This window comes from Gemmatimonadota bacterium (assembly GCA_026702745.1).
Taxonomy (GTDB): Bacteria; JAAXHH01; JAAXHH01; order JAAXHH01; family JAAXHH01; genus JAAXHH01.
In genome coordinates this window covers 91,655-110,211 of sequence record JAPPBT010000102.1, presented here as the reverse complement: position 1 = coordinate 110,211, position 18,557 = coordinate 91,655, and the positions used below count along the sequence as shown (strand labels likewise).

Below are 18,557 nucleotides of genomic sequence, written 5' to 3'. Positions count from 1 at the left end.
TTGAAGTCGACCGTTGCCTCTAAGGCGTAAGCTATTCCCGGACGGACTCATCCACCTGGATCGGCTTCACCTGGATCAACTCCACCTGGATCAGCTCGTCGTCCCGCGATGCGCTGGTCAGCCTGGACTGCCCGGTCTGTCCGGTCAGCCCGGTCAGCCCGGTCAGCACCGAGCCGCCGTGAGCGCAGCTTCCGCATCCCTTCCGGTCCCGGGAGGTGAACTGCCGGGTGAAGGTGCGCAAGACAGACGCGGCCGCGACCCCCACGACTATGGCGACGATCAGAGTTTGAAGGTCCATGATAGCAAGATAATGGCGGACGGGTTAAAAGCCAAGCGGTCCGGCGGCTGCCAAGTGGTCCGACAGCTACCAGGCGGTCCGACAGCTACCAGGCGGTCCGACGGCTGCTAGACAGTCCGACGACGCTTATCCGAATCCCAGGAGCCGTCCCCCCTGGTAAACGACGAAGGATCCCACATAGGCCAGGGCCGTCATGTACAGGACCATGACGATGGGCCATTTCCAGCCGTTGGTCTCCCGCTTCACTATGGCGACCGTGGCCATGCACTGGCAAGCCAGGGCGAAGAAGACCATGAGCGCGACCGCCACCAGTGGCGTATACAACCGCTCGCCCGTCTCCGGGTCCACATCGTCCTGAAGCGATGACCGGAGATCTACCGAGGTCTCGTCGGCCTCCTCCACATTGTAGATCGTGGCCATGGTGCTCACCAGCACTTCCCGGGCGACGAAGGAGGTGATCAGGCCGATGCCCACCTTCCAGTCGAACCCGAGCGGCTCGATGGCCGGTTCGATCAACTGGCCGAGCTGTCCGGCGTAGCTCTGCTGTATGCGCGATCGAGACGACATGGCTTCATAGTCGTCGGGCTGCGGGTACGAGGCGAGAAACCAGAGGACGACCGATATGGCAAGGATGATCTGGCCCGCTTCTGTAACGAAGACCTTCGCCCGTTCGTACATCTGCAGGAGCACCCACTTCAGGGACGGACGCCGGTAGGGCGGCAGTTCCATGACGAAACTCGTGGGAACGGCGTCCTTCATGAATAACCGCTTGAAGACCAGTGCGGCGCCGATGGCGACGACGATCCCGAATATGTACATGGAAAACAGCATGAGCCCCTGCAGCGTGAACACGCCCAGAATCGTCATGGACGGAAAGAACGCGCCGATCAGCAGGATGTAAACAGGCAGACGGGCGCTGCAGCTCATCAACGGCGCGATCATGATGGTGATGAGGCGGTCTTTCCAGTTCTTGATCGTACGGGTCGCCATGATGCCGGGAATCGCACAGGCAAATGACGAAAGCAGCGGCATGACCGAGTGGCCGGACAGGCCCATGCTCTTCATGAACCGGTCCATAATGAAGGCGACGCGGGCCATGTAGCCCGTGTCTTCGAGCAGCGCCAGGAAGAAGAAGAGGAAGAGGATCTGGGGGAGGAAGACCAGCACGGCGCCCACGCCGGCGATGACGCCATCCACGAGCAGGTCCCGCAGCATGCCGGCGGGCAGAAACTGGTAGACGAAGGCACCCAGGGCGGCGATCCCGTCCTCGATAAGCGTCATGGGCGCTTCGGCCCAGGAAAATATGGACTGGAAGACCAGCGCGAACACGGCCAGGACGATGACCGGACCGGCAATCCGGTGGGTGAAAGCGCGGTCCAGCCGGACACTCAGGCTGTCCTGGACATCCCGATCCTCCCGCACGACCCTGGAATAGAGATCGTCGATCTGGTCATACCGCAGGATGGTCTCCAGCATGCGCCACGGGACCTGCATTTCGTCCAGCCTGCCCCGCGTCTGCTCCACGATGCGTTTCAGGTCTTCCTTGCAAGAGGGATCCTGGCGGCCTTCCATCCACGTCTGCAGCGCCTGGTCGCTCGAGGTCACGCGCAGCGCTTCCGACGCCTGCGCCACCTCGTTCAGATTCGTATGTTCTCCGAACCACGCCGCCGCAGGGGCGAGCGCTTCGTCGAGCAAACCACCCAGCAGCCGCCTCCGCGGAAACCGTTCGGCGAAGGAAACCGCGTCCCTGGCTGACTCCGTCGAACCGTCCGTCCGTGCATCCCGATCCACCGGACCGATCTGGTCGAACATCATCCGTCTCAGTTCGTCTATGCCCTGTTGGCGGGAAGCGACCACGGGAACGATCGGGACCTGCAGTTGTTCGGAAAGCGCGTCCAGGTCGATGTGGATGCCGCTGCTGACGGCGTTGTCCATCATGTTCATGGCCACGGCGACGGGGATGCCGAGGTCGATGAGCTGGGTGACCAGGTAGAGGTTCCGGTTGAGGTTCGAAGCGTCCGCCACGACCACGATGAGGCGGATGTCCAGCTCCTCGTCCGCCTCCCCGATCAGCACCTCCCGGGCGATGGAGTCGTCGAGGGACTTCGGGGTAAGGCTGTACATCCCCGGCATGTCGTGCAGGCGAAGCGTGCCGCCGTCCGGACCCGTCACGGTGCCCGTTTTCTTCTCCACGGTCACGCCGGGATAGTTGCCCGTTTTCTGACGGAGCCCGGTCAACGAATTGAATACGGACGTCTTGCCGGTATTCGGGTTGCCGACGAGGAGTACATCGTACACGGATTCCCGTGCCGTGTATGTATTGGTTGTTTCGGCCATGTCACCGGTTGATTCTTGAATGGGATCGGGATCAAAACCGGGCCGGAAAACCGTCAAGCCCGGATCGAAACAATATAACTAAATACATCACATAAGGGAATAAAAAGCGAAGCGCATGGGATGTCCGGGCTGACCATACCTTGCCCCGCCTGGCCTTGCCCCGTCTGGCCTTGCCCCGCCTGGCCGCTCAATTCAGGTGGCTGTATCTGCACGGTGCAAAGGGGATGAGCTTGGCCGTGCGTTGCTGCCCTGATTCGACCGGTTGTTCGGGATTGTCGGAAAAAAGTCGCTGAAAACTTGTCATAGCCCGTCTGAGGACATGCACGAACATGCTGAAGGCGGGCAGGGGCATTTTAACGACAGTGTCGTCGAACGTCACGTCGATGTGTTTCGATGCCATGCTCTCCGGGCTTTGTTTCTGAATGTACTCGAAGGTCTGTACGACGCAGTCCAGGAGTTCGCGGAACTCGCCCGTCGACAGGGCGATGTTGATGCGCCGATAGATGACATGTATATGACCGGAGTGGCATCGGTAAACCCGGGTCAGGTTCTCTTCATCCTGTGCGAGCAAAGTGTGGTTCTTCATCGGATTCTCCTGGTATATCCTTCGTAGTGTATGCCCTGTCTTGCCGGGTTCTGTTGAACCTTCGTAATCGCCGCCATGCCAGCGAAAGCCCCGTCCAGACCAGGACCACGGCGCCGGCCGACGCCACGCCTGCGATGAGCTGGCCGAACCAACCGGCCGCTTCGCCCGTATGAATCCAGCGCAGCCATGTGCGGATCTGCCGTCCCATGTTCAGGCTGGTGAAGGGTACCCATTCGACTAATTCCGCATCGCTCGTAGATACGGTAAGGGTCGATCGGGTCAGCGGAATGCGATTGTCCATTTCAGATACGGTCAGTGTGGTGGTTACCGCGCCTTCTTTCTGCAGGTTCAGGGTGATGTACGCCCATTCTGGAACCTGCTTCCGCGCCGCATCCAGAAAGGACTCGGACGGCGCGAAAGGGGACGGCGCGGATTCCTCCTCCGGGTATTCCGGTTCCGCGGCGGCCTGTGAAGTCCGTTGCGGGGGTTCCGTTCCCGTGAGCGTGTAGACCAGGTTGCCGGCCCAACGATAGGATATGACCACGCCGCTCAGTGAGATCAGGAAGAGGGCGGGAAGGCACCAGATGCCGAAGGAATTGTGCCAGTTGAAATCCCTGGTCTTTCCCTTGACTTTGAAGTTTGGAAGGAAGACCGCCTTAAAAGCAGCGAAGGTCCACCTGCGGGGCCACCAGATGTAAAGTCCCGTGATGGTCAGGAAGAAGAACGCCAGGTTGCAGGCGCCCGTAACCGCGCGGGCGACTGCCCTGTTCTCGTCCTCCGCGGCGAACCAGCGGTGCCAGTACACAATCTCGCGCAGGAAATCGCGGACGGCGATGTTTCCTTCGCCCCGGACCTCCCCGTTATAAGGATCGACGAAGACGGTTTTCGCTCGGCCGAATCGCACGACGTACGCCTCGTCCGGATCGGGACGGATGGTGACGGAGGTGGGTTCCGTTACGGTTTCGACGTTCCGGACCGCCGACAGCACCGCATCGAGATCCATGCGCTCCGCGCCCGAATGGGGTGGGCGGACCGTGGAGTAATCCCGGTTGGCGAAGTCGACGATCTGGCTTTGGAAGGTGAGCAGCACGCCGGTGACGGACATGATCAGAATGACCACGCCGGCGACGACACCCGAGGAGAGATGGATCCAGAAAATGGTTTTGCGAAACATGTAAGCCCCACAGTGATCCGATGAATTTGACACCGAGCACCAGGGGGCATATATTCAATAATACAGGCCGGGATCGGATTGTACCCTAAACGCGTACGTATCCCCCTGGTCCAGGGACTATCGGGGAGAGCTGGCCAGCCGAACCGATAGTCCTTTTTTTGTAACCTTCAGTTCAGCCTCTTTCCACCATGACCGAACGGGCTTCCGAGCAACGAATAGACAGGTGGTAGCTCCGTACGCGAATCTCGATCGGGTCGCCCATGGGTGCACGTTTGATCAGTTCGACGGTTGTGCCGGGAAGCAGCCCCAGTTCCATCAGGTGAACTTCTTCCCCCGCCGTACCCTTGATCTGTCGGATCGTTCCTTTTTCACCGGGCTTCAGTTCATCCAGGCGAATCGTTTGCGCCGTTGTATTGGTAAAGAGTTCAGAGTGCATGGGTTATCTCGTGTCAGAGGGTCCTATGCTGGTACTTGCTACGGAACTGAAAGGTGTTTTTCGAATAGGCAGTGTCCCCTTTTTACGAAGATGGGTCACCTGGTGTACAAGGTAACCGGTTATCCATAGGAATGACGTAATGCAATGGACGACGATCCAGACGATGCGCCAGGATTCGCCGACCGACACCTGTATCAGGTATCCGGATACGACCATTGGCGCCATGGTCAGTATCAGACTTATTCCACTGCGCCGTCCGGTCGTCAGTCTGCGTCGATAGTGGTCGTAGATATGGTTTTTCCAGATCAGCCCGATGGCGAACACCGCGAACGGGGCGACCACGATATGGAGATATTGTACGCCGGGCTGCCACGGGTGGCTGACCACGGAATATGTATCCACGGGTTCCATCAGGTACCGCATGACGGCATAAATCACCCCGGTGACCCCGACGAGGATCGTCGAGATATGCACGAACCAGGCTTCGATTCTGTTCAACGTTCCAGTTGATCCTTGATAACATGATGAATCGCCAGCATGCGCCGTACCGCGTCGGTGGTGCTGCGCGTCGTTAAGGTTGCACCCAGTATGCCGCGTATTCCCCGGTTCACGGCGAGGTGGTCGTCCAATCGCTGACCCGGGAACAAACGATACCAGGCATCCGGCGGTATGTACTCGGGCGGTTCATTGAACACCAGCAGTTCCACGCGATGCACCCTGTCGTCCGGATCAATGGCCACCATAATCGTCTCATCCAGTGTCCGCACGATATGATTGTCGAAATACGCGACACCGGCGATACGGCCTTCCTTCAACGCCACGTAGGGGTAAATGATTGCACTGTTCAGTTCCACCCGTGCCATTCCGCCGGCATCGGTTGTCTGCTGCTTCGTCAGGTAAATCGTCCGCCGCTCTATTTCGCATTCCGGGAATGCCATTTCGAGCGCTTCGCCAACCGTAAGATAAACGTTGGCGGACGCAGTGGCCGGTATCGCTATCAGTGCTACAGCCGCAAGCAACCATGAGCCGAACCGAAATGCCGACTGCAAGTCCGGCCGTGACGATTCGCAATTAGCGGAAGGACAGGACGACATCCGATCCTCCTGAATCGATTCGGCCCCTGAATCCGGTTGTCGCGCGGGCGTTCAGACCATCATCTGTAGATTCCAGGACGAGTACTTCAATCCCTGTGTATTCCGCCGCCCAGTCCAGGGCTTTCTCCGGTCCGAGCACGTAAAGGCCGGTCGAAAGGCAGTCCGCCGCTAAGGCGTCATCGGCCCACACGGTCAGCGAACCGAAATCCGGCACGGGCATCCCGCTGTTCGGGTCAAGGATATGGCTATAGGTCCGATCGCCGATCACGAGACCTCTCTCGCTGTTCCCCGATGTGGCCAGTGCTCCCCGGTCGATGGTCAGTGTCAGGGCGACGCGTTGACGGTCCGAAGGATCCGCCACCTCGAAACGAACGGATTCGCCGGAACCGAAAAGGGCTACCTGTCCGCCCAGGTTGATCATGGCGACCGTCGCATCCGTCTCCTTCAGTTTTCGTACGGCGTCGTCCAGGCCGGCGCCTTTACCGAATCCACCTTCGTCAATGCGCAAGTCGGCATGCCGCCGAGCGGCGGTAGGCCCGTCCATTTCCAGCGCCTCCAACCCCGGCAAGTCCGCCGTCCGGTCGAGCAGCGCGCGGGTAGGTTTCTTCCCGCCGCTCCGCAGGCCCCATATCTCCGTGAGCTTCCCGATCCCGGGATCGAAAGCACCGCCGGTCGCGATCCACCACCGCCGGGCTTCGGTCAGATCCGCAGCCAGTTCGGGGGACAGGCTCACCGTCCGCCCCACCTCGGCTTCGTTCAATCGAGACAGTTCGGAATCGTTCGTCCAGGTCGACAGTCTCCGCTCCGCCTGATGCAGCACCGCCAGCGCTTTTTCGCTCGCATCAAGGGCCGTGGCCCGATCCCGAGCTTCGACCGAGATCACCAGCGTAGTACCCATCAGGGTCAGATGACGCTCGATGCGCACGGGGTCCGGCCGGTCTTCGGGCAGCAGGGTTAACCAGGGTATGAGTAACAGGCTGATGATCATGAGCTAGAAGACGTATCCGACCTGTAAGTTGAACTGATCGAGTCCCGAGTCCGCTTCGTTGGTGTTGTTCTTGTAATCTACCTTGAACACGATCCTGGGTTCGGGCTGATAGGCGGCGCCAAACGTTATGCTGCCCTTGTCGTTTACCGGGTTTGATGCGTAACCCGAAGGCACGGAGGTCTGCGTGTTCACGCGCTCGTATCGCAGGTACGGCATGAAGGACTGGCCGACGTAGCTGGAGCGGTGCAACAGGTCGTATCCGGCCTGGACGTAGAATCCATTCAACGATTCACCCACGGAACCGTTATCGGTATAGCCGAGTGCATCGTTCAACGCCGCCACGTCACCCAGTTTCGCGTAGGCGGCGAGGGCGCTCAGCCACAGTCCCGAATGGCGAATGTCGACATGGCCTTCGTAGATGCCCGTCGGGACCTTGACGTTGGTATTTTCCCGTGCCAGATCCTGGCCCGAGTTGCCATAGTAGAATGACCCGCCGAAGAGGAATCCGGGCTGCGGCGTGACGTCCACCCGTCCAACCAGCGCGAAATGGTCGCTTACCGCTCTGCCGCCTTTCTGCCGGCCGCCGCGCAGGCCACCCGACGAGAACTTGGAGCCTCTGAGCCCGTTGACGATGTAGGCCCTGTAGGAGAATTTGCCCGTGTCGCCGTAGATACCCATCCCGTTTTCCCGCCACGTACTGGGTATGATGGATTTCTCGACGTCCGGCCGGTTCGCGCCCATGTAGACCGTCGGTTCGTGCAGTTCGTTGACCAGTCCCATGGGAACGAGCAACAGGCCGAAGCGCATGTTGAAGGCGGGACTGTGGGTATATTCCAGGTGGATGAACTCGGCTGAGACGCTGCCGCCCACGCCCGTCGAGCCGTGTTCGAATTCGAATTCGGTGTTGAGGAGCCAATTGCTGTTGAATTTGTATCCGACGTACACGATGGCGCGCAACAGGTCGGTCACGTCCGCCTTGCCGCTCGAGCCGTCGTCTTTTTCGCCGGCGTAATTGAAATACACAGCCTCGCCGTAACCGCCGATGGACACGCCGCGTTCGGTCCGGTAGATCTTTGATGCAGCAGGTCCGAAGCCGAAGCGCATCTGATCGGCCTCCACCAGCGCTTCGCCCAGTCTCAATTGTTCAATCTCCTGGGCAAGCGCGTCGATACGCCGCTTGATTTCCTCGGATTCATCCTTCGTGTCGTCCTGCGCGAACGCCATGTAGGGAAGGATTATCAGGCCGATCACGGCGATCAGTATACGACAGTACATCTAATGGAGTCCTTTCGACTTATGCATTGACCCGTTCGAGCGGCCAATGTATATTATAGAGTAAGAGGGTCGCGTACGTCCGTACCGCCCTCAGGGACTGTAACACAAGTCCTGCCAGGGACTATCGCCGGGCTTGCCGGGCCATGTCGCGATAGTCCCTTTTCATTTACTGGCAGCACGCGTTCCGCCGCCAGGACACCGAATGCTTCCACTTCCCTCACGCCGACTCCGATCGGATGACCAGGCATTCGCCCACTTCCTCGCACACCGCGCAGGACTCGAAATCGCAGATCGACAGCACGTTGGCATCCCAGTAGGACTTCAGGAACGCCTTGCCGTCGGGGTCGTCCGACAGAAGGAACTGCAGGAAGAGCAGCAACCGTTCCCCCGTCTTCGTGCTGATCAGGTGCTCGATCTTGCACGCGTCGATTTCCGCCTGTTCCGCGTCGATATGCAGGACGCCCTTGAGAAAGGCGATAAGGATCTGGCGGTGTGACCATACCGACTGCGCCAGTCGGTTTCCATCGTCCGACAGCAGCAAAAACCGGTTCCTGTCCTCTTCAAGGTATCCCTTTTCCCGCAGCGACTTGATCATGATCGACGCGCTGCCGGGCGTGATATGCATCTCCCGGGCCACGTCCGAAACCCGCGCATATCCCTGTTCTTCGATCAACTGCTGAACTGTCATCAGGTAGTGCGCGCCACTGTGCGTGATCTCGTTGTGCTCGAATTCTCTCCAGACATCCATCTCACTGTCCGATTCGTTATGGCAACCATCGTGTTGCCAGCGCAATAAAAAGTTTGGCTTGTCAAATATGCCATCGAATAATAAAACCTTTCGTGGGACTGTCAAGAAAAAAGTGGACATTCCGCCAATTTATCAGTGGTCCCGCCCGGCCTCACCTGGTCGCCTGCTCACACCCAGGTCTCACCGGATCCCGCATGGCCGTGCCATATCGCCCCCGCGCACGCCTGCTTCCGCCCTCTCGGCCCGGCCTAGTCGCTCCCGGTCCCTCCTGGCTGCGACTGCCCGCCTTGTTCTGCCCTGTCCCGCCCTCTCACGCATGCACGCGCACGCCCGGGCGCGTGTACCTAAATGTGTTCCGTGGTTGTGTTTACGGTAAGGTTGGATATATTATGTATGTTAGGCGTTTTGTGCCCTTGACCATAAGCCCGGAACCTCGGCATGACGAATACGATACCCTTCGCGGAACTATCGGCGCATCTCAAGGGCAGCGATCTGCCGGATACGTTGATCAGGGATCATCTCGACCGGTTGGAGCCGGCCTACTTCGAGCGATACGAGCCCGGAGTGGTTCGGCGACACATCGAAATGATCAACGGGCTGGGTCCGGACAGCGCTGCGGAGATCGACGTGGAGCCCCTGGACGACTCCACGTGGCGGCTTACCGTCGTGGCTTTCGACAACCTGTCGGTAATCTCGATCCTTTCCGGCCTTATGGCGTCTAATGGACTGAGCATAAGGCGGGGTGACGTGTTCACCTACGCCGACGCGTCGCCTGCGGTTGAAGGGCGCAAGCGGTCATTGCGGCCGAGACGGCGCCGCCGCATACGTCCGGGTATGCCGGCCGCGCCGCCGGACATCACCTCGGCGTCGCTGAGGACGCAGCGGAAAATCGTGGATGTCTTCCGCGTGCGCGCGTCGTCGGAGGCACCTCCGGACTGGTCCGCCATTACGCGGGAGATCAAGGATGCCATGCACAGCCTGCGGATGAACAGCGCGGGGGCGCTGCAGCGAAGGATCAACGAGCGCGTCGTGGACTACCTTCGTCACGAGGAGGACGCGGGGCGTTCCTCCATGTTCCCGGTGCGCGTGGCGATCGACAACGACAACGGGACCGGGGCGACCCGCCTGGACATCACGGGCCAGGACACCCCTGCGTTCCTGTACGCCCTTTCGACCGCCCTGGCACTGCGCGACATCAACATCCGAAGGATCGATATCGCGGCCGCCGGGGTCGAGGTGCAGGACACGCTCGAGGTGACCGACCGGCGCGGCGGAAAGATAACCGATCCGAGGAAACTCCATGAACTGCGGTTCGTGATCACGCTCATCAAGCAGTTTACCCATCTGCTGACCCGGGCGCCGAATCCCGCCCAGGCCCTGGAACACTTCAACCATTTGATCGACCAGGTCCTGGCTAACGTACCGCCCGGACGGGCGATGGAGGAGATGTTCGACCAGCTGGAGAAACAGGAAGTGATCAGCGCGATGGCAACCCTCTTCGGCACGAGCGATTTCCTGTGGAAGGATTTTCTCAGGATGCAGTACAAGAACCTGTTCCCCGTGCTGCAGGACATCAAAGTGGTCGGTATCGTCAGGTCGCGGGAGCAGATGGAAGGAGAACTGGCCGCGCGGCTGTCGAAGGTCGGAAGTTACGCCCGCCGTAAAGAGTTGCTGAACCGGTACAAGGACAAGGAGATGCTCCGGATCAGCATGCGCCAGATCCTGGAGAAGAAGCAGGACATCCAGGCCTTCTCCCGCGAACTCACCACGCTGGCGGAGGTGGTTATCGAATCTGCGTACGACATCTGCGACCAGGAGCAGCGCCGGCAATACGGCGAGCCCACGCTGCCCTCCGGCGAGCCCTGTGTCTTCAGTATCTGCGCGCTGGGAAAGTGCGGCGGCCGGGAACTGGGCTGGGCCTCGGACATCGAACTGATGTTCGTCTACGCCGGACAGGGCAGTACGAGCGGATCCCACGTCGTGCTCAATTCGGAGTACTACGAGCGGCTCGTGCGCATGATCTGCAGCACCATCGAATCCCGGAGAGAAGGCCTGTTCGAGATCGACCTGCGGCTCCGGCCCTACGGCGAAAAAGGGGCCTTGGCCTCGTCCCTGGAGAAGTTCAACGCGTATTTCAACGAAAAGGGCGGCGCCCTGCCCTACGAGCGCCATGCACTGATCAAGCTGCGCGCCATCGGGGGCGATCCGCTCCTGGGTGGTAACGTCGAGGCCGCCCGCGACGCCTTTGTATACCACGAAGTCCCGGTCGACGGCAGGTCGTGGGCCCATCTTCGCGAGCGGCAGAACGACGAACTGGTCGAAACCGGCGCCATTAACGTCAAATACAGCTACGGCGGCCTGATCGACATCGAGTACTTCGTGCAGGACCTGCAGATCCTCTACGGCGCCCGGAACGACTCCGTCCGCGGACCGAACACGTTGGAGGCCATGGAAGCCCTCAACCGGGCCGGACTCCTTTCAGACGAAGAGCGCGGCATGCTGGACCGGGCATACCGGTTCCTCGTCCGGCTGATCAACGCCCTGCGCATGGTACGCGGCAACGCCCGGGACCTTGTCCTTCCGGATTGGCCTTCCCAGGAGTTTCTGTTCCTTGCCCGTCGCCTGGGATACGAGGAGGGAGACGGCGCGGGACCGGACGAGCAACTGCGGCGGGACATAGAACGGAACATGGAATGGGCGGCCAGGGCGCTGAGGACCCGTTTCGTCCACAAGCTGTTCGACTGACGGTTTCGGGTCGGCGGCTTCAGGCTGGAAACCTCTGGCCGGTGGTTCTCGACTGGCGGCTTCGGACTGGCGGCTTCGGACTTCACATTTCGGTATGGCACGATGAAACTACAGCTGAACATATGGACCATGGGACTGGGCCTGCTCGCCGCGTTGACGCTGGCAGCGAGCCTGGCCGTTCTCGTCCTGCTGGGTACCGGCTGGGGCAATGACCTGATCCGCCGCGCCGTGGTGCGGACCGTCCAGGAGCGGCTCAACGGACAGGTAACGATCGAAAGCGTCGAAACCGGTTTGCGGACGCACCTGGCGATGCAGGGCGTATCCTTGCGCCTGGCTGACGTCCAGGGTGGTATGGAAGTCGCGGGTGCGGACGAAATCAGGATAGACTTCAGCATCTGGGACGCCGCGGTGGGCGATGCACCCCTCTACAGCGTAGGGATAGACGGATTCCGCATGGCCTACATCGAAAACGCCGCCGGCAGCGGGGCGAATTCCCTGGATCTGCTGTTTGAAGGCCCGGCGCAGGACGGGGCATCGGCGCAGGACGGGGCATCGGCGCAGGACCGGCAGTCGGCGCAGGACGGGGAAGCGACCGTGGCATCGGATGAGGGAACGTCCGGCCTGCCCTTCGACCTGCGCGACCTGCGGATCCGGAACGGCACGTTCCGCTATTTCGATCCCGGGGATTCCACGGCGGTGAGCGCCGGGGAAGTCGGTTTCAGCGGCTCCGTGCTCCGGCCTTTCACGGTGGAAGGCGAGATCGACGCGGGGCACGTGGCTTACCGTATTGCGGGCTATGAAGACGCGGCAACGAATATGCGCGCGGACGTGTATTTCGAAGGGGACGACCTTACGGTGCACGACCTGACCATGGAATCCGCCCACGGCCCCCCGATCAGATACCACGTGACCGGCGAGATATCGACCGCGGACGAGAACCCGGCCACGCTGGATTTCGCCGCGAACGGACAAGTCGGCGCCATACTGCGGATCATCGGTTTCGAAAACACCATGCCGGGGATCTTCACCATGACCGGGTCGCTGCGCAACAGCCTGTCCGATCCGGCCATCGAGGCCAGGTTCACGTCGCCGGTGGTACGATCGGAGTACGGCGCCTTCGACCTGGCCGCATTGGATATGGCCTATGCGCGGGACGTGCTCACGGTCAACCGGTTTCGGGGCAGGCATGAGGCCGGATGGATATCGGGACGGGGCCGGCTCGATTTCAGTGGAGAATCTACCGGATACCGCCTGCAGCTGGAGTCGCCCGGGATCGCGCTCCCCGCCCTGCCGACGGTCCTCGTCGGCGACGAAAGCGAACTGGAGGGCGAGGTGGAATTGGCCTTCGAAATGGAAGGCGACGGCTTCGACGACGCGCCCCGCAGGGCCGATCTGAGCGCTTCTTCCGCCCTGGTGAGCATAAGCGGCCTGCCGTTGCGGGAGGTAACGGCGACGGCCGCGTACCGGCGCGGTTTGCTGCGGACCGACCTCCGGGAAGCGTCTTTCCAGGTTAACACCGAGGGACAACTCGGCACGGACGGGAACCTTCAGCTGACCGGTTCGGTCGACGTGCAAGACGTCGGAAAGCTGCCCCCGCCGCTGGATTTCGAAGAACTCCGCGGTTCGGGCGACCTGGATCTCTACCTGCTGGGCACGCTCCGGCGGCCGACCGTTCGGCTCGGTGGCTGGGTCAGCGATCTGGCCTATGGCGATGTCCTCCTCGGCGAAACGAAAGTCGAAGGTTTTCTGGACGAGCGACGCAACCTGAAGATCAATGCCGTACTGGACAGGCTGGAGCTCCGGGCGAGGACGAACCTGGCCGGCGACCGGGCTGTGTCCGGATACTTCAACGTGCATGACCTCAGACTTGGAGACTACCTCCAAAGCGAATCCTGGTGGGGGCTGGATGCCATCCTCCGCATGCAGGGGGAGATTTCCGGCACCATACAACAGCCGTCCGCAACGGGGAAGGGCACCGTCCGGAACCTGGCGATTCAAAACGAAGACCTGGGCGACACCGATCTGGAAATGACGATCGACACGGACCGCCTGGCGTTTATCCTGAACCGGGTGCCGGGTCCCACCGTGCGCGCGGAAGGATCCCTCGAACTGACCGGGCAGTACCCCTACGATCTGCGGGTCGATCTGCTGCAGACTTCGCTGTCTCCGCTGCTTTCCATTCTCTCCAAGAGACCGGTCGAAGGCGGCACCGGCACGTTCAGCGGGAGCGTACACGCCGTGGGACTGGCCGGGTATCCGGACCTGTCCACCATAACGGTCTCCCTTGATTCGCTGGATGTATTGATGAACGATCGGATACTGCATTCCGCGGCTCCCTCCACCGTGAAGCTGGAGAACCAGGTCATTACCGTGGACGAATTCAGACTGGCGGGCGATTTCGGGCGCGTAACGGTCGACGGTACGGCGAGTCTCGCCGCGGACGGACCGGTCGACCTTGAAACCGTCCTGGAAGGCGTGCAGCTGGAGTTCTTCTCGCCTTTCCTGGTGTCGGCCGGCACGTTCAGCGGCGCCATGGACGGCGTGATCTCCCTGGAGGGCACGCCGGAGGATCCCAGGATGAACAGCCAGCTGACCGTATCGAACGTGAGCTATACACTAGGAAACAGAACCAACCTGCTTGGCACGGTGGCCGCATCGGCGCTTTACGAAGACCGGTTGCTGCGGGTTCCCATGCTATCCGTGCAGAGTCCGGTGGGACGATCGGAGATCGATCTTGTCTATCCGGTCGATCTGCGATGGGCGACGGAGGTCCAACCGGAGTCGCTTCCGTCCGGCGAAAGATACACGGCGTCCATGGTCGTGAACAATCTGGCCGTGGCGCCCCTGCGGGAGTTCTTCGAGGTGGTTCCCGCCGATCTGGACGGGTACATCCGGGGCAGGATCGACGTGAACGGTTCGGTCCGGGACCGCAGCGACGTCGACGGAGTCATGGCGCTGGACTCGCTGAAACTGTTCGGTCTCCAGAACGAGCTGGTGAATACGGAACCCGTCAGGCTGCATTTCGACGGGGCCCACATCCATATGGAATCCATGTCCGCCACGTTTCGCCGCATCAACCAACCCGGTGACGAGCGGGGCCGGCTTTCGATGCACGGCCGCCTGGCGTACGTCGATGGCGGAACGGAGGCGGGCGCGTCCGATTTCGTCATCCTGGGTGAGCAGATCAGGATGGACGCCGTAATGGCACTGGCGAATCTCGACCTTCCCCTGGGCGGTAACGTGAATACCCGGATCGAAGTCACCGGTCCGGCCTCCGCCCGGGTCATAGACGCCCGCGTTTCCATGGATCAACCGAGATACAATCAAGCCTCCCTGGACAGCCTCGCCGCCCACATGGTGTATAGCGGCAGGGAAATCGCCATCCGGGACCTGAGGATTCGCAAAGGCGGCGATACCATAACCGCTCACGGCTCCATACCCTATGACCCGGCCCGTACTGAAAGGACCGGCGATGCGACCGGTGTGGAAGATATCGCCCTGACCGTCGAAGGAGACGACATCGACCTGTCTTTCCTGAGCGGCGTCGTGTACGATCTCGAACGCATCGAGGGGAAGGCCGACATCCGCCTGTCCATCGGAGGAACACCCGCTTCACCCCGGTCGGTCGGTCAGGTCACCGTTCGGGACGCGGCGTTGCGTTTCCGTGAGTTCGAACCGATGTTCCGGGCAGACGTGCTGCAGGTCGACGTCGATGGAGGCGCCTTCGCGCTAAAACCCACAGCGTTCCGCGCCGGGGACGGCACGGTCCAGGTTTCCGGCGACCTCTTGACAGACAACCTGTCCTTCGCCGAAATCGAAGCCTATGCCGGTTTCAACCAGGCTGAAGTGGAACGGCTCGGTTCGGCCATGCTTGTAATCGACGGATCGCTTGCGTGGACCGGCAACAGAGACCTTTCGCGGATTTACAATGTAGCCGATCCGATCGTCGTGACCGGCGTGGTCACGCATTCGCTGGATATAGGCGAACTGCTCCTCGACAACGCGATCATACGTCCGCAGGACACGCCGGACCCGTTCCTGGAAAGCATCGCGCTGGACGTCGCCGTGGACGTGACCGATCTGGCTGTCGAGAACAATATCGCCCAACTGACCGTCGAGGGCGGTGTGGCCCTCGGCAATACGGTGCAGAATCCCCTGTTGACCGGAAACGCCGTCGCCGAGGAAGACGGCGTGATCAGGTACCTGGGCGCAACCTTCGAACTGGAAACCGGACGGATCGACCTGACCAGGCGCGTACCTTTGGAGAGCTTCACCGCGTTGATCGAGTACCCGGTGGCGCAGCTCGACCCGGTCCTGAACATACAGGCCTGGGCGCCCCGCGTGCGCGACATTCACGATACCTATTACGAAGTGGAACTGCTCGCGTCCGGACCGGTGTCGACGGTGACGCCCCAGTTGCGTGCGGCGCCGCGCGACGACAACGCAACGGAGATTCTGGCTTCAGGTTCCCGGTCGCTTGCCGGCCCCGAGGTTATCTACGGTCCCGAGGTCGTCTCCCTGCTGACTTTCGGCACGGCCGGACTCACCAGCCTGGGCACGCCCGATGAATACGCCGGCATGAGAAACAGGGCCTTTTTGATGACCGGTGAAGCACTCGCAGAGGCTTTGCTGAATCTCGACGAAGTCCAGGTCGAGGGCGATCCTTTCTCGATGAACAGCGCCATTCAAGCCGGATCGCCGGTTCAACTTACCCTCAGCAAGCGGATCAACCGTCGCGCCCGGGTCAGCTTTACCCGACTGTTCCAATCTTCGGAATACTCGTTGCGGGTCGGTTACCAACTGACCGATTTCCTGTATATCGAGACGTTTTCCGATCAATCGGGCGAACTTCCCCAGAATGGAATCGACCTCCGGGTCAAATTCCGGTTTCGGTAAGCTGAGCGCCTTTGCATGTAAGGACGACAGGGGACCAAACGGTCAGGCATTTCACATGGTAAAGGGAATGAGGCTTCCTTCGAAGCCAACCGTTGCCGAATCGGGTCGTATCGGTTCATCCCGGACGCGGTATCCCGTAACGATCCGGACGCTGTTTCTCCTGGCGATCCTGTACGCTTTCCCCGCTGACGCCCAGCAGTCCCATATCGTCGATCGCATCGTCGTCGATGGCAACGCGTCCATCGCCGAGGACCGTATTCTCAGTCTGATCGAAACCAGGACGGACAGTTTTCTAAGGCCCAGATTCTGGCAACGCAGACGAATAAACAACGCCACCTGGCGGACCGACCTGTCGGCGATAGAGAGTTTCTACAGGAACAGCGGTTTCCTGGATGCAAGGGTCCGGCACGTTCGCGAAGAGATTGACACGGATCGAGTCGCGCTCAGGATCGTCATCGACGAAGGTCCGCGGTACACCGTGCGCGCGGTCAATCTGAACGGCTTCGGATATCTGTCCGAAGACGAGATCCGGCAGAACCTGATCACGCGGGAAGGCCAGGTATTCTTCCGACTCTCCGCCGCGACGGACAAACGCTACATCCAGCGTCTCGCCGATCGCCGGGCGCTGCTGGACGTGGTCGTGGACTCGAAATTCGTAGTGCACGAGGAGGACCATTCCGTTACCGTAAACTTCCGTGTTATCGAAGGGCATCCCGTCAGCGTGGGTGCGATACAGGTCCGGGGACTGCGGAAGACCCACAGAAACGTAGTGATCCGCGAACTGGAGATCCAACCGGGAGAACTCTACGACAACGCGAAGATATCGTTGAGCCAGACCCGGCTTTTCCAGACGGGCCTGTTCCGCAGCGTGCGCCTGTCTCCCCTGAGGAGCGACACCTCAGCCACGGTGCGGGACCTGGTGGTGGAGGTCACCGAACTGCCCGGGGGCGAGGTGAGCTTCGGCGCCGGGTACGCCACGGCCGAACGCTTCAGGGGCAGCTTCAGTGTCGCCTACCGAAATTTGCTGGGCCGGGGGATCACCATTGGCGCCAACGGTCAGATCAGTACGCTCTTCCAGCACGTCGAGTCGGGGGTCACGCAGCCGTGGTTGTTCCGGACCAGGACGACGGGCATCTTGCGCGCGTTCTTCCGTCGCGAGGACCGTATCAGCCATACCGAGCAGGAAGCGGGCGTGTCCGTGGCGGTCAACCGCGAACTCTCCCGCACCTACCGCAGTCAACTGACCTATACGCTGAAGAACATCGAGGTGTCTTCGCTCAGCGACGAACTGGCCGAACTCCTGCAAAGCGGCTCGGAAGTCGACAGCCTCCGGTCCAGGCGCGAAGGCAGTCTGACCGGGCTTGTGACGTACGACACGCGGGATGATATCCTGAACCCGAAGACGGGATTCTACAGTCAATTCCAGAGCAGCGTGGCCAGCCCCCTGCTCGGCAGTTCCTCGCTCAACCGGAACTCGATACTAACGGTGAGGGCCATAGCCCGTAAATACCTGTCCTTTCCCAACGCGCCGGATTTTTCCACTGCGGTCTCGTTCGCCTACGTGAGGGCGCTGAATGAAAACCGCGTACCTCTCGACAGCAGACTGTTCATCGGAGGCGACCGATCGGTGCGGGGGTTCGGCATAAACCGGATCGGCCAGCCCGACGGCGGACTGATCGCCATCAGCGCGCAGCATGAAGTCCAGATACCCTTCTCCCGGTTTGACCTGGCCGTATTCGCGGACTGGGGCGGGGTAGGGAAGACGGTGGGTTCTTTCGGTTTCGGAGATCTCCTGCTCGGTTACGGGGCGGGAGTCCGTGTGAATTCGCCAATCGGGCTGATTCGGGGCGACGTGGGCTTCCACAATCAAAGCAAGATCGACCCGCCCAATTCGAGGAAGTACGACCGGACCTTCTTCTACTTCGGTCTCGGACAGGCATTTTGATTTCGACCGGACGGCGCCTTACCGCGTACCTTCAT

13 protein-coding genes are annotated in these 18,557 nt (G+C 60.8%); 3 read left to right on the top strand and 10 right to left on the bottom strand.

The window, feature by feature from the left end; genetic code table 11:
- Window positions 1–31: 31 nt before the first annotated feature.
- The 10 genes from OXH56_16750 to OXH56_16705 form a co-directional block, all read right to left on the bottom strand.
- Window positions 32–298, bottom strand: a complete 267-nt coding sequence (locus OXH56_16750; protein MCY3556960.1) for a hypothetical protein — start codon at window positions 296–298, stop codon at window positions 32–34.
- Window positions 299–424: 126 nt separating this feature from the next.
- Window positions 425–2,635 carry a ferrous iron transport protein B gene (feoB, locus tag OXH56_16745; GenBank protein MCY3556959.1) on the bottom strand — a complete coding sequence of 737 codons (2,211 nt, stop codon included), beginning with the start codon at window positions 2,633–2,635 and terminating at the stop codon, window positions 425–427.
- Window positions 2,636–2,822: 187 nt separating this feature from the next.
- Window positions 2,823–3,221 carry a hypothetical protein gene (locus tag OXH56_16740; GenBank protein MCY3556958.1) on the bottom strand — a complete coding sequence of 133 codons (399 nt, stop codon included), beginning with the start codon at window positions 3,219–3,221 and terminating at the stop codon, window positions 2,823–2,825.
- Window positions 3,190–4,395, bottom strand: a complete 1,206-nt coding sequence (locus OXH56_16735) for a PepSY-associated TM helix domain-containing protein (GenBank protein MCY3556957.1) — start codon at window positions 4,393–4,395, stop codon at window positions 3,190–3,192. The genes OXH56_16740 and OXH56_16735 overlap by 32 nt, the downstream gene beginning before the upstream one ends.
- Before the next feature lie 172 nt (window positions 4,396–4,567).
- The gene (locus OXH56_16730) at window positions 4,568–4,831 is read right to left on the bottom strand and encodes a FeoA family protein (protein ID MCY3556956.1); all 264 of its coding nucleotides are present in this window, start codon (window positions 4,829–4,831) and stop codon (window positions 4,568–4,570) included.
- Between the two features lie 3 nt (window positions 4,832–4,834).
- Window positions 4,835–5,329: a hypothetical protein gene (locus OXH56_16725; protein ID MCY3556955.1), complete on the bottom strand. Its 495-nt coding sequence runs from the start codon at window positions 5,327–5,329 to the stop codon at window positions 4,835–4,837.
- Entirely contained in the window at window positions 5,326–5,769 is a 444-nt protein-coding gene (locus OXH56_16720; protein ID MCY3556954.1) for an FMN-binding protein, read from the bottom strand. Before OXH56_16720 ends, OXH56_16725 begins: the two co-directional genes overlap by 4 nt.
- Window positions 5,770–5,902: 133 nt before the next feature.
- Window positions 5,903–6,913 (bottom strand): FAD:protein FMN transferase, encoded by a 1,011-nt coding sequence (locus tag OXH56_16715; protein ID MCY3556953.1) that lies wholly within the window; start codon window positions 6,911–6,913, stop codon window positions 5,903–5,905.
- A gap of 3 nt (window positions 6,914–6,916) precedes the next feature.
- The gene (locus OXH56_16710; protein MCY3556952.1) at window positions 6,917–8,188 is read right to left on the bottom strand and encodes a hypothetical protein; all 1,272 of its coding nucleotides are present in this window, start codon (window positions 8,186–8,188) and stop codon (window positions 6,917–6,919) included.
- Window positions 8,189–8,405: 217 nt separating this feature from the next.
- A complete protein-coding gene (locus OXH56_16705) occupies window positions 8,406–8,936 on the bottom strand; it encodes a metal-dependent transcriptional regulator (GenBank protein ID MCY3556951.1) in 531 nt (176 codons plus the stop codon).
- Window positions 8,937–9,374: 438 nt separating this feature from the next.
- Between OXH56_16705 and OXH56_16700 the strand changes: the two genes are divergently transcribed.
- The 3 genes from OXH56_16700 to OXH56_16690 all read left to right on the top strand — a co-directional run bounded on the left by OXH56_16700 (window position 9,375) and on the right by OXH56_16690 (window position 18,522).
- On the top strand, window positions 9,375–11,681 hold the full coding sequence (locus OXH56_16700) for a hypothetical protein (GenBank protein ID MCY3556950.1): 2,307 nt from the start codon (window positions 9,375–9,377) through the stop codon (window positions 11,679–11,681).
- Window positions 11,682–11,783: 102 nt separating this feature from the next.
- Window positions 11,784–16,577, top strand: coding sequence for a translocation/assembly module TamB domain-containing protein (locus OXH56_16695; protein MCY3556949.1), 4,794 nt, complete (start codon window positions 11,784–11,786; stop codon window positions 16,575–16,577).
- Window positions 16,578–16,632: 55 nt separating this feature from the next.
- Complete coding sequence (locus OXH56_16690; GenBank protein MCY3556948.1) at window positions 16,633–18,522, top strand: BamA/TamA family outer membrane protein; 1,890 nt, start codon at window positions 16,633–16,635, stop codon at window positions 18,520–18,522.
- The last annotated feature ends 35 nt before the right edge of the window (window positions 18,523–18,557 follow it).

Bases quoted from the DNA above. Each gene is read 5' to 3' on its own strand.
- OXH56_16735 (MCY3556957.1), bottom strand. From the start codon at position 4,395: ATGTTTCGCAAAACCATTTTCTGGATCCATCTCTCCTCGGGTGTCGTC.
- OXH56_16710 (MCY3556952.1), bottom strand. From the start codon at position 8,188: ATGTACTGTCGTATACTGATCGCCGTGATCGGCCTGATAATCCTTCCC.
- OXH56_16700 (MCY3556950.1), top strand. From the start codon at position 9,375: ATGACGAATACGATACCCTTCGCGGAACTATCGGCGCATCTCAAGGGC.
- OXH56_16750 (MCY3556960.1), bottom strand. From the start codon at position 298: ATGGACCTTCAAACTCTGATCGTCGCCATAGTCGTGGGGGTCGCGGCC.
- OXH56_16695 (MCY3556949.1), top strand. From the start codon at position 11,784: ATGAAACTACAGCTGAACATATGGACCATGGGACTGGGCCTGCTCGCC.
- OXH56_16715 (MCY3556953.1), bottom strand. From the start codon at position 6,913: ATGATCATCAGCCTGTTACTCATACCCTGGTTAACCCTGCTGCCCGAA.
- OXH56_16720 (MCY3556954.1), bottom strand. From the start codon at position 5,769: ATGGCATTCCCGGAATGCGAAATAGAGCGGCGGACGATTTACCTGACG.
- feoB (MCY3556959.1), bottom strand. From the start codon at position 2,635: ATGGCCGAAACAACCAATACATACACGGCACGGGAATCCGTGTACGAT.
- OXH56_16705 (MCY3556951.1), bottom strand. From the start codon at position 8,936: ATGGATGTCTGGAGAGAATTCGAGCACAACGAGATCACGCACAGTGGC.
- OXH56_16730 (MCY3556956.1), bottom strand. From the start codon at position 4,831: ATGCACTCTGAACTCTTTACCAATACAACGGCGCAAACGATTCGCCTG.
- OXH56_16740 (MCY3556958.1), bottom strand. From the start codon at position 3,221: ATGAAGAACCACACTTTGCTCGCACAGGATGAAGAGAACCTGACCCGG.
- OXH56_16690 (MCY3556948.1), top strand. From the start codon at position 16,633: ATGGTAAAGGGAATGAGGCTTCCTTCGAAGCCAACCGTTGCCGAATCG.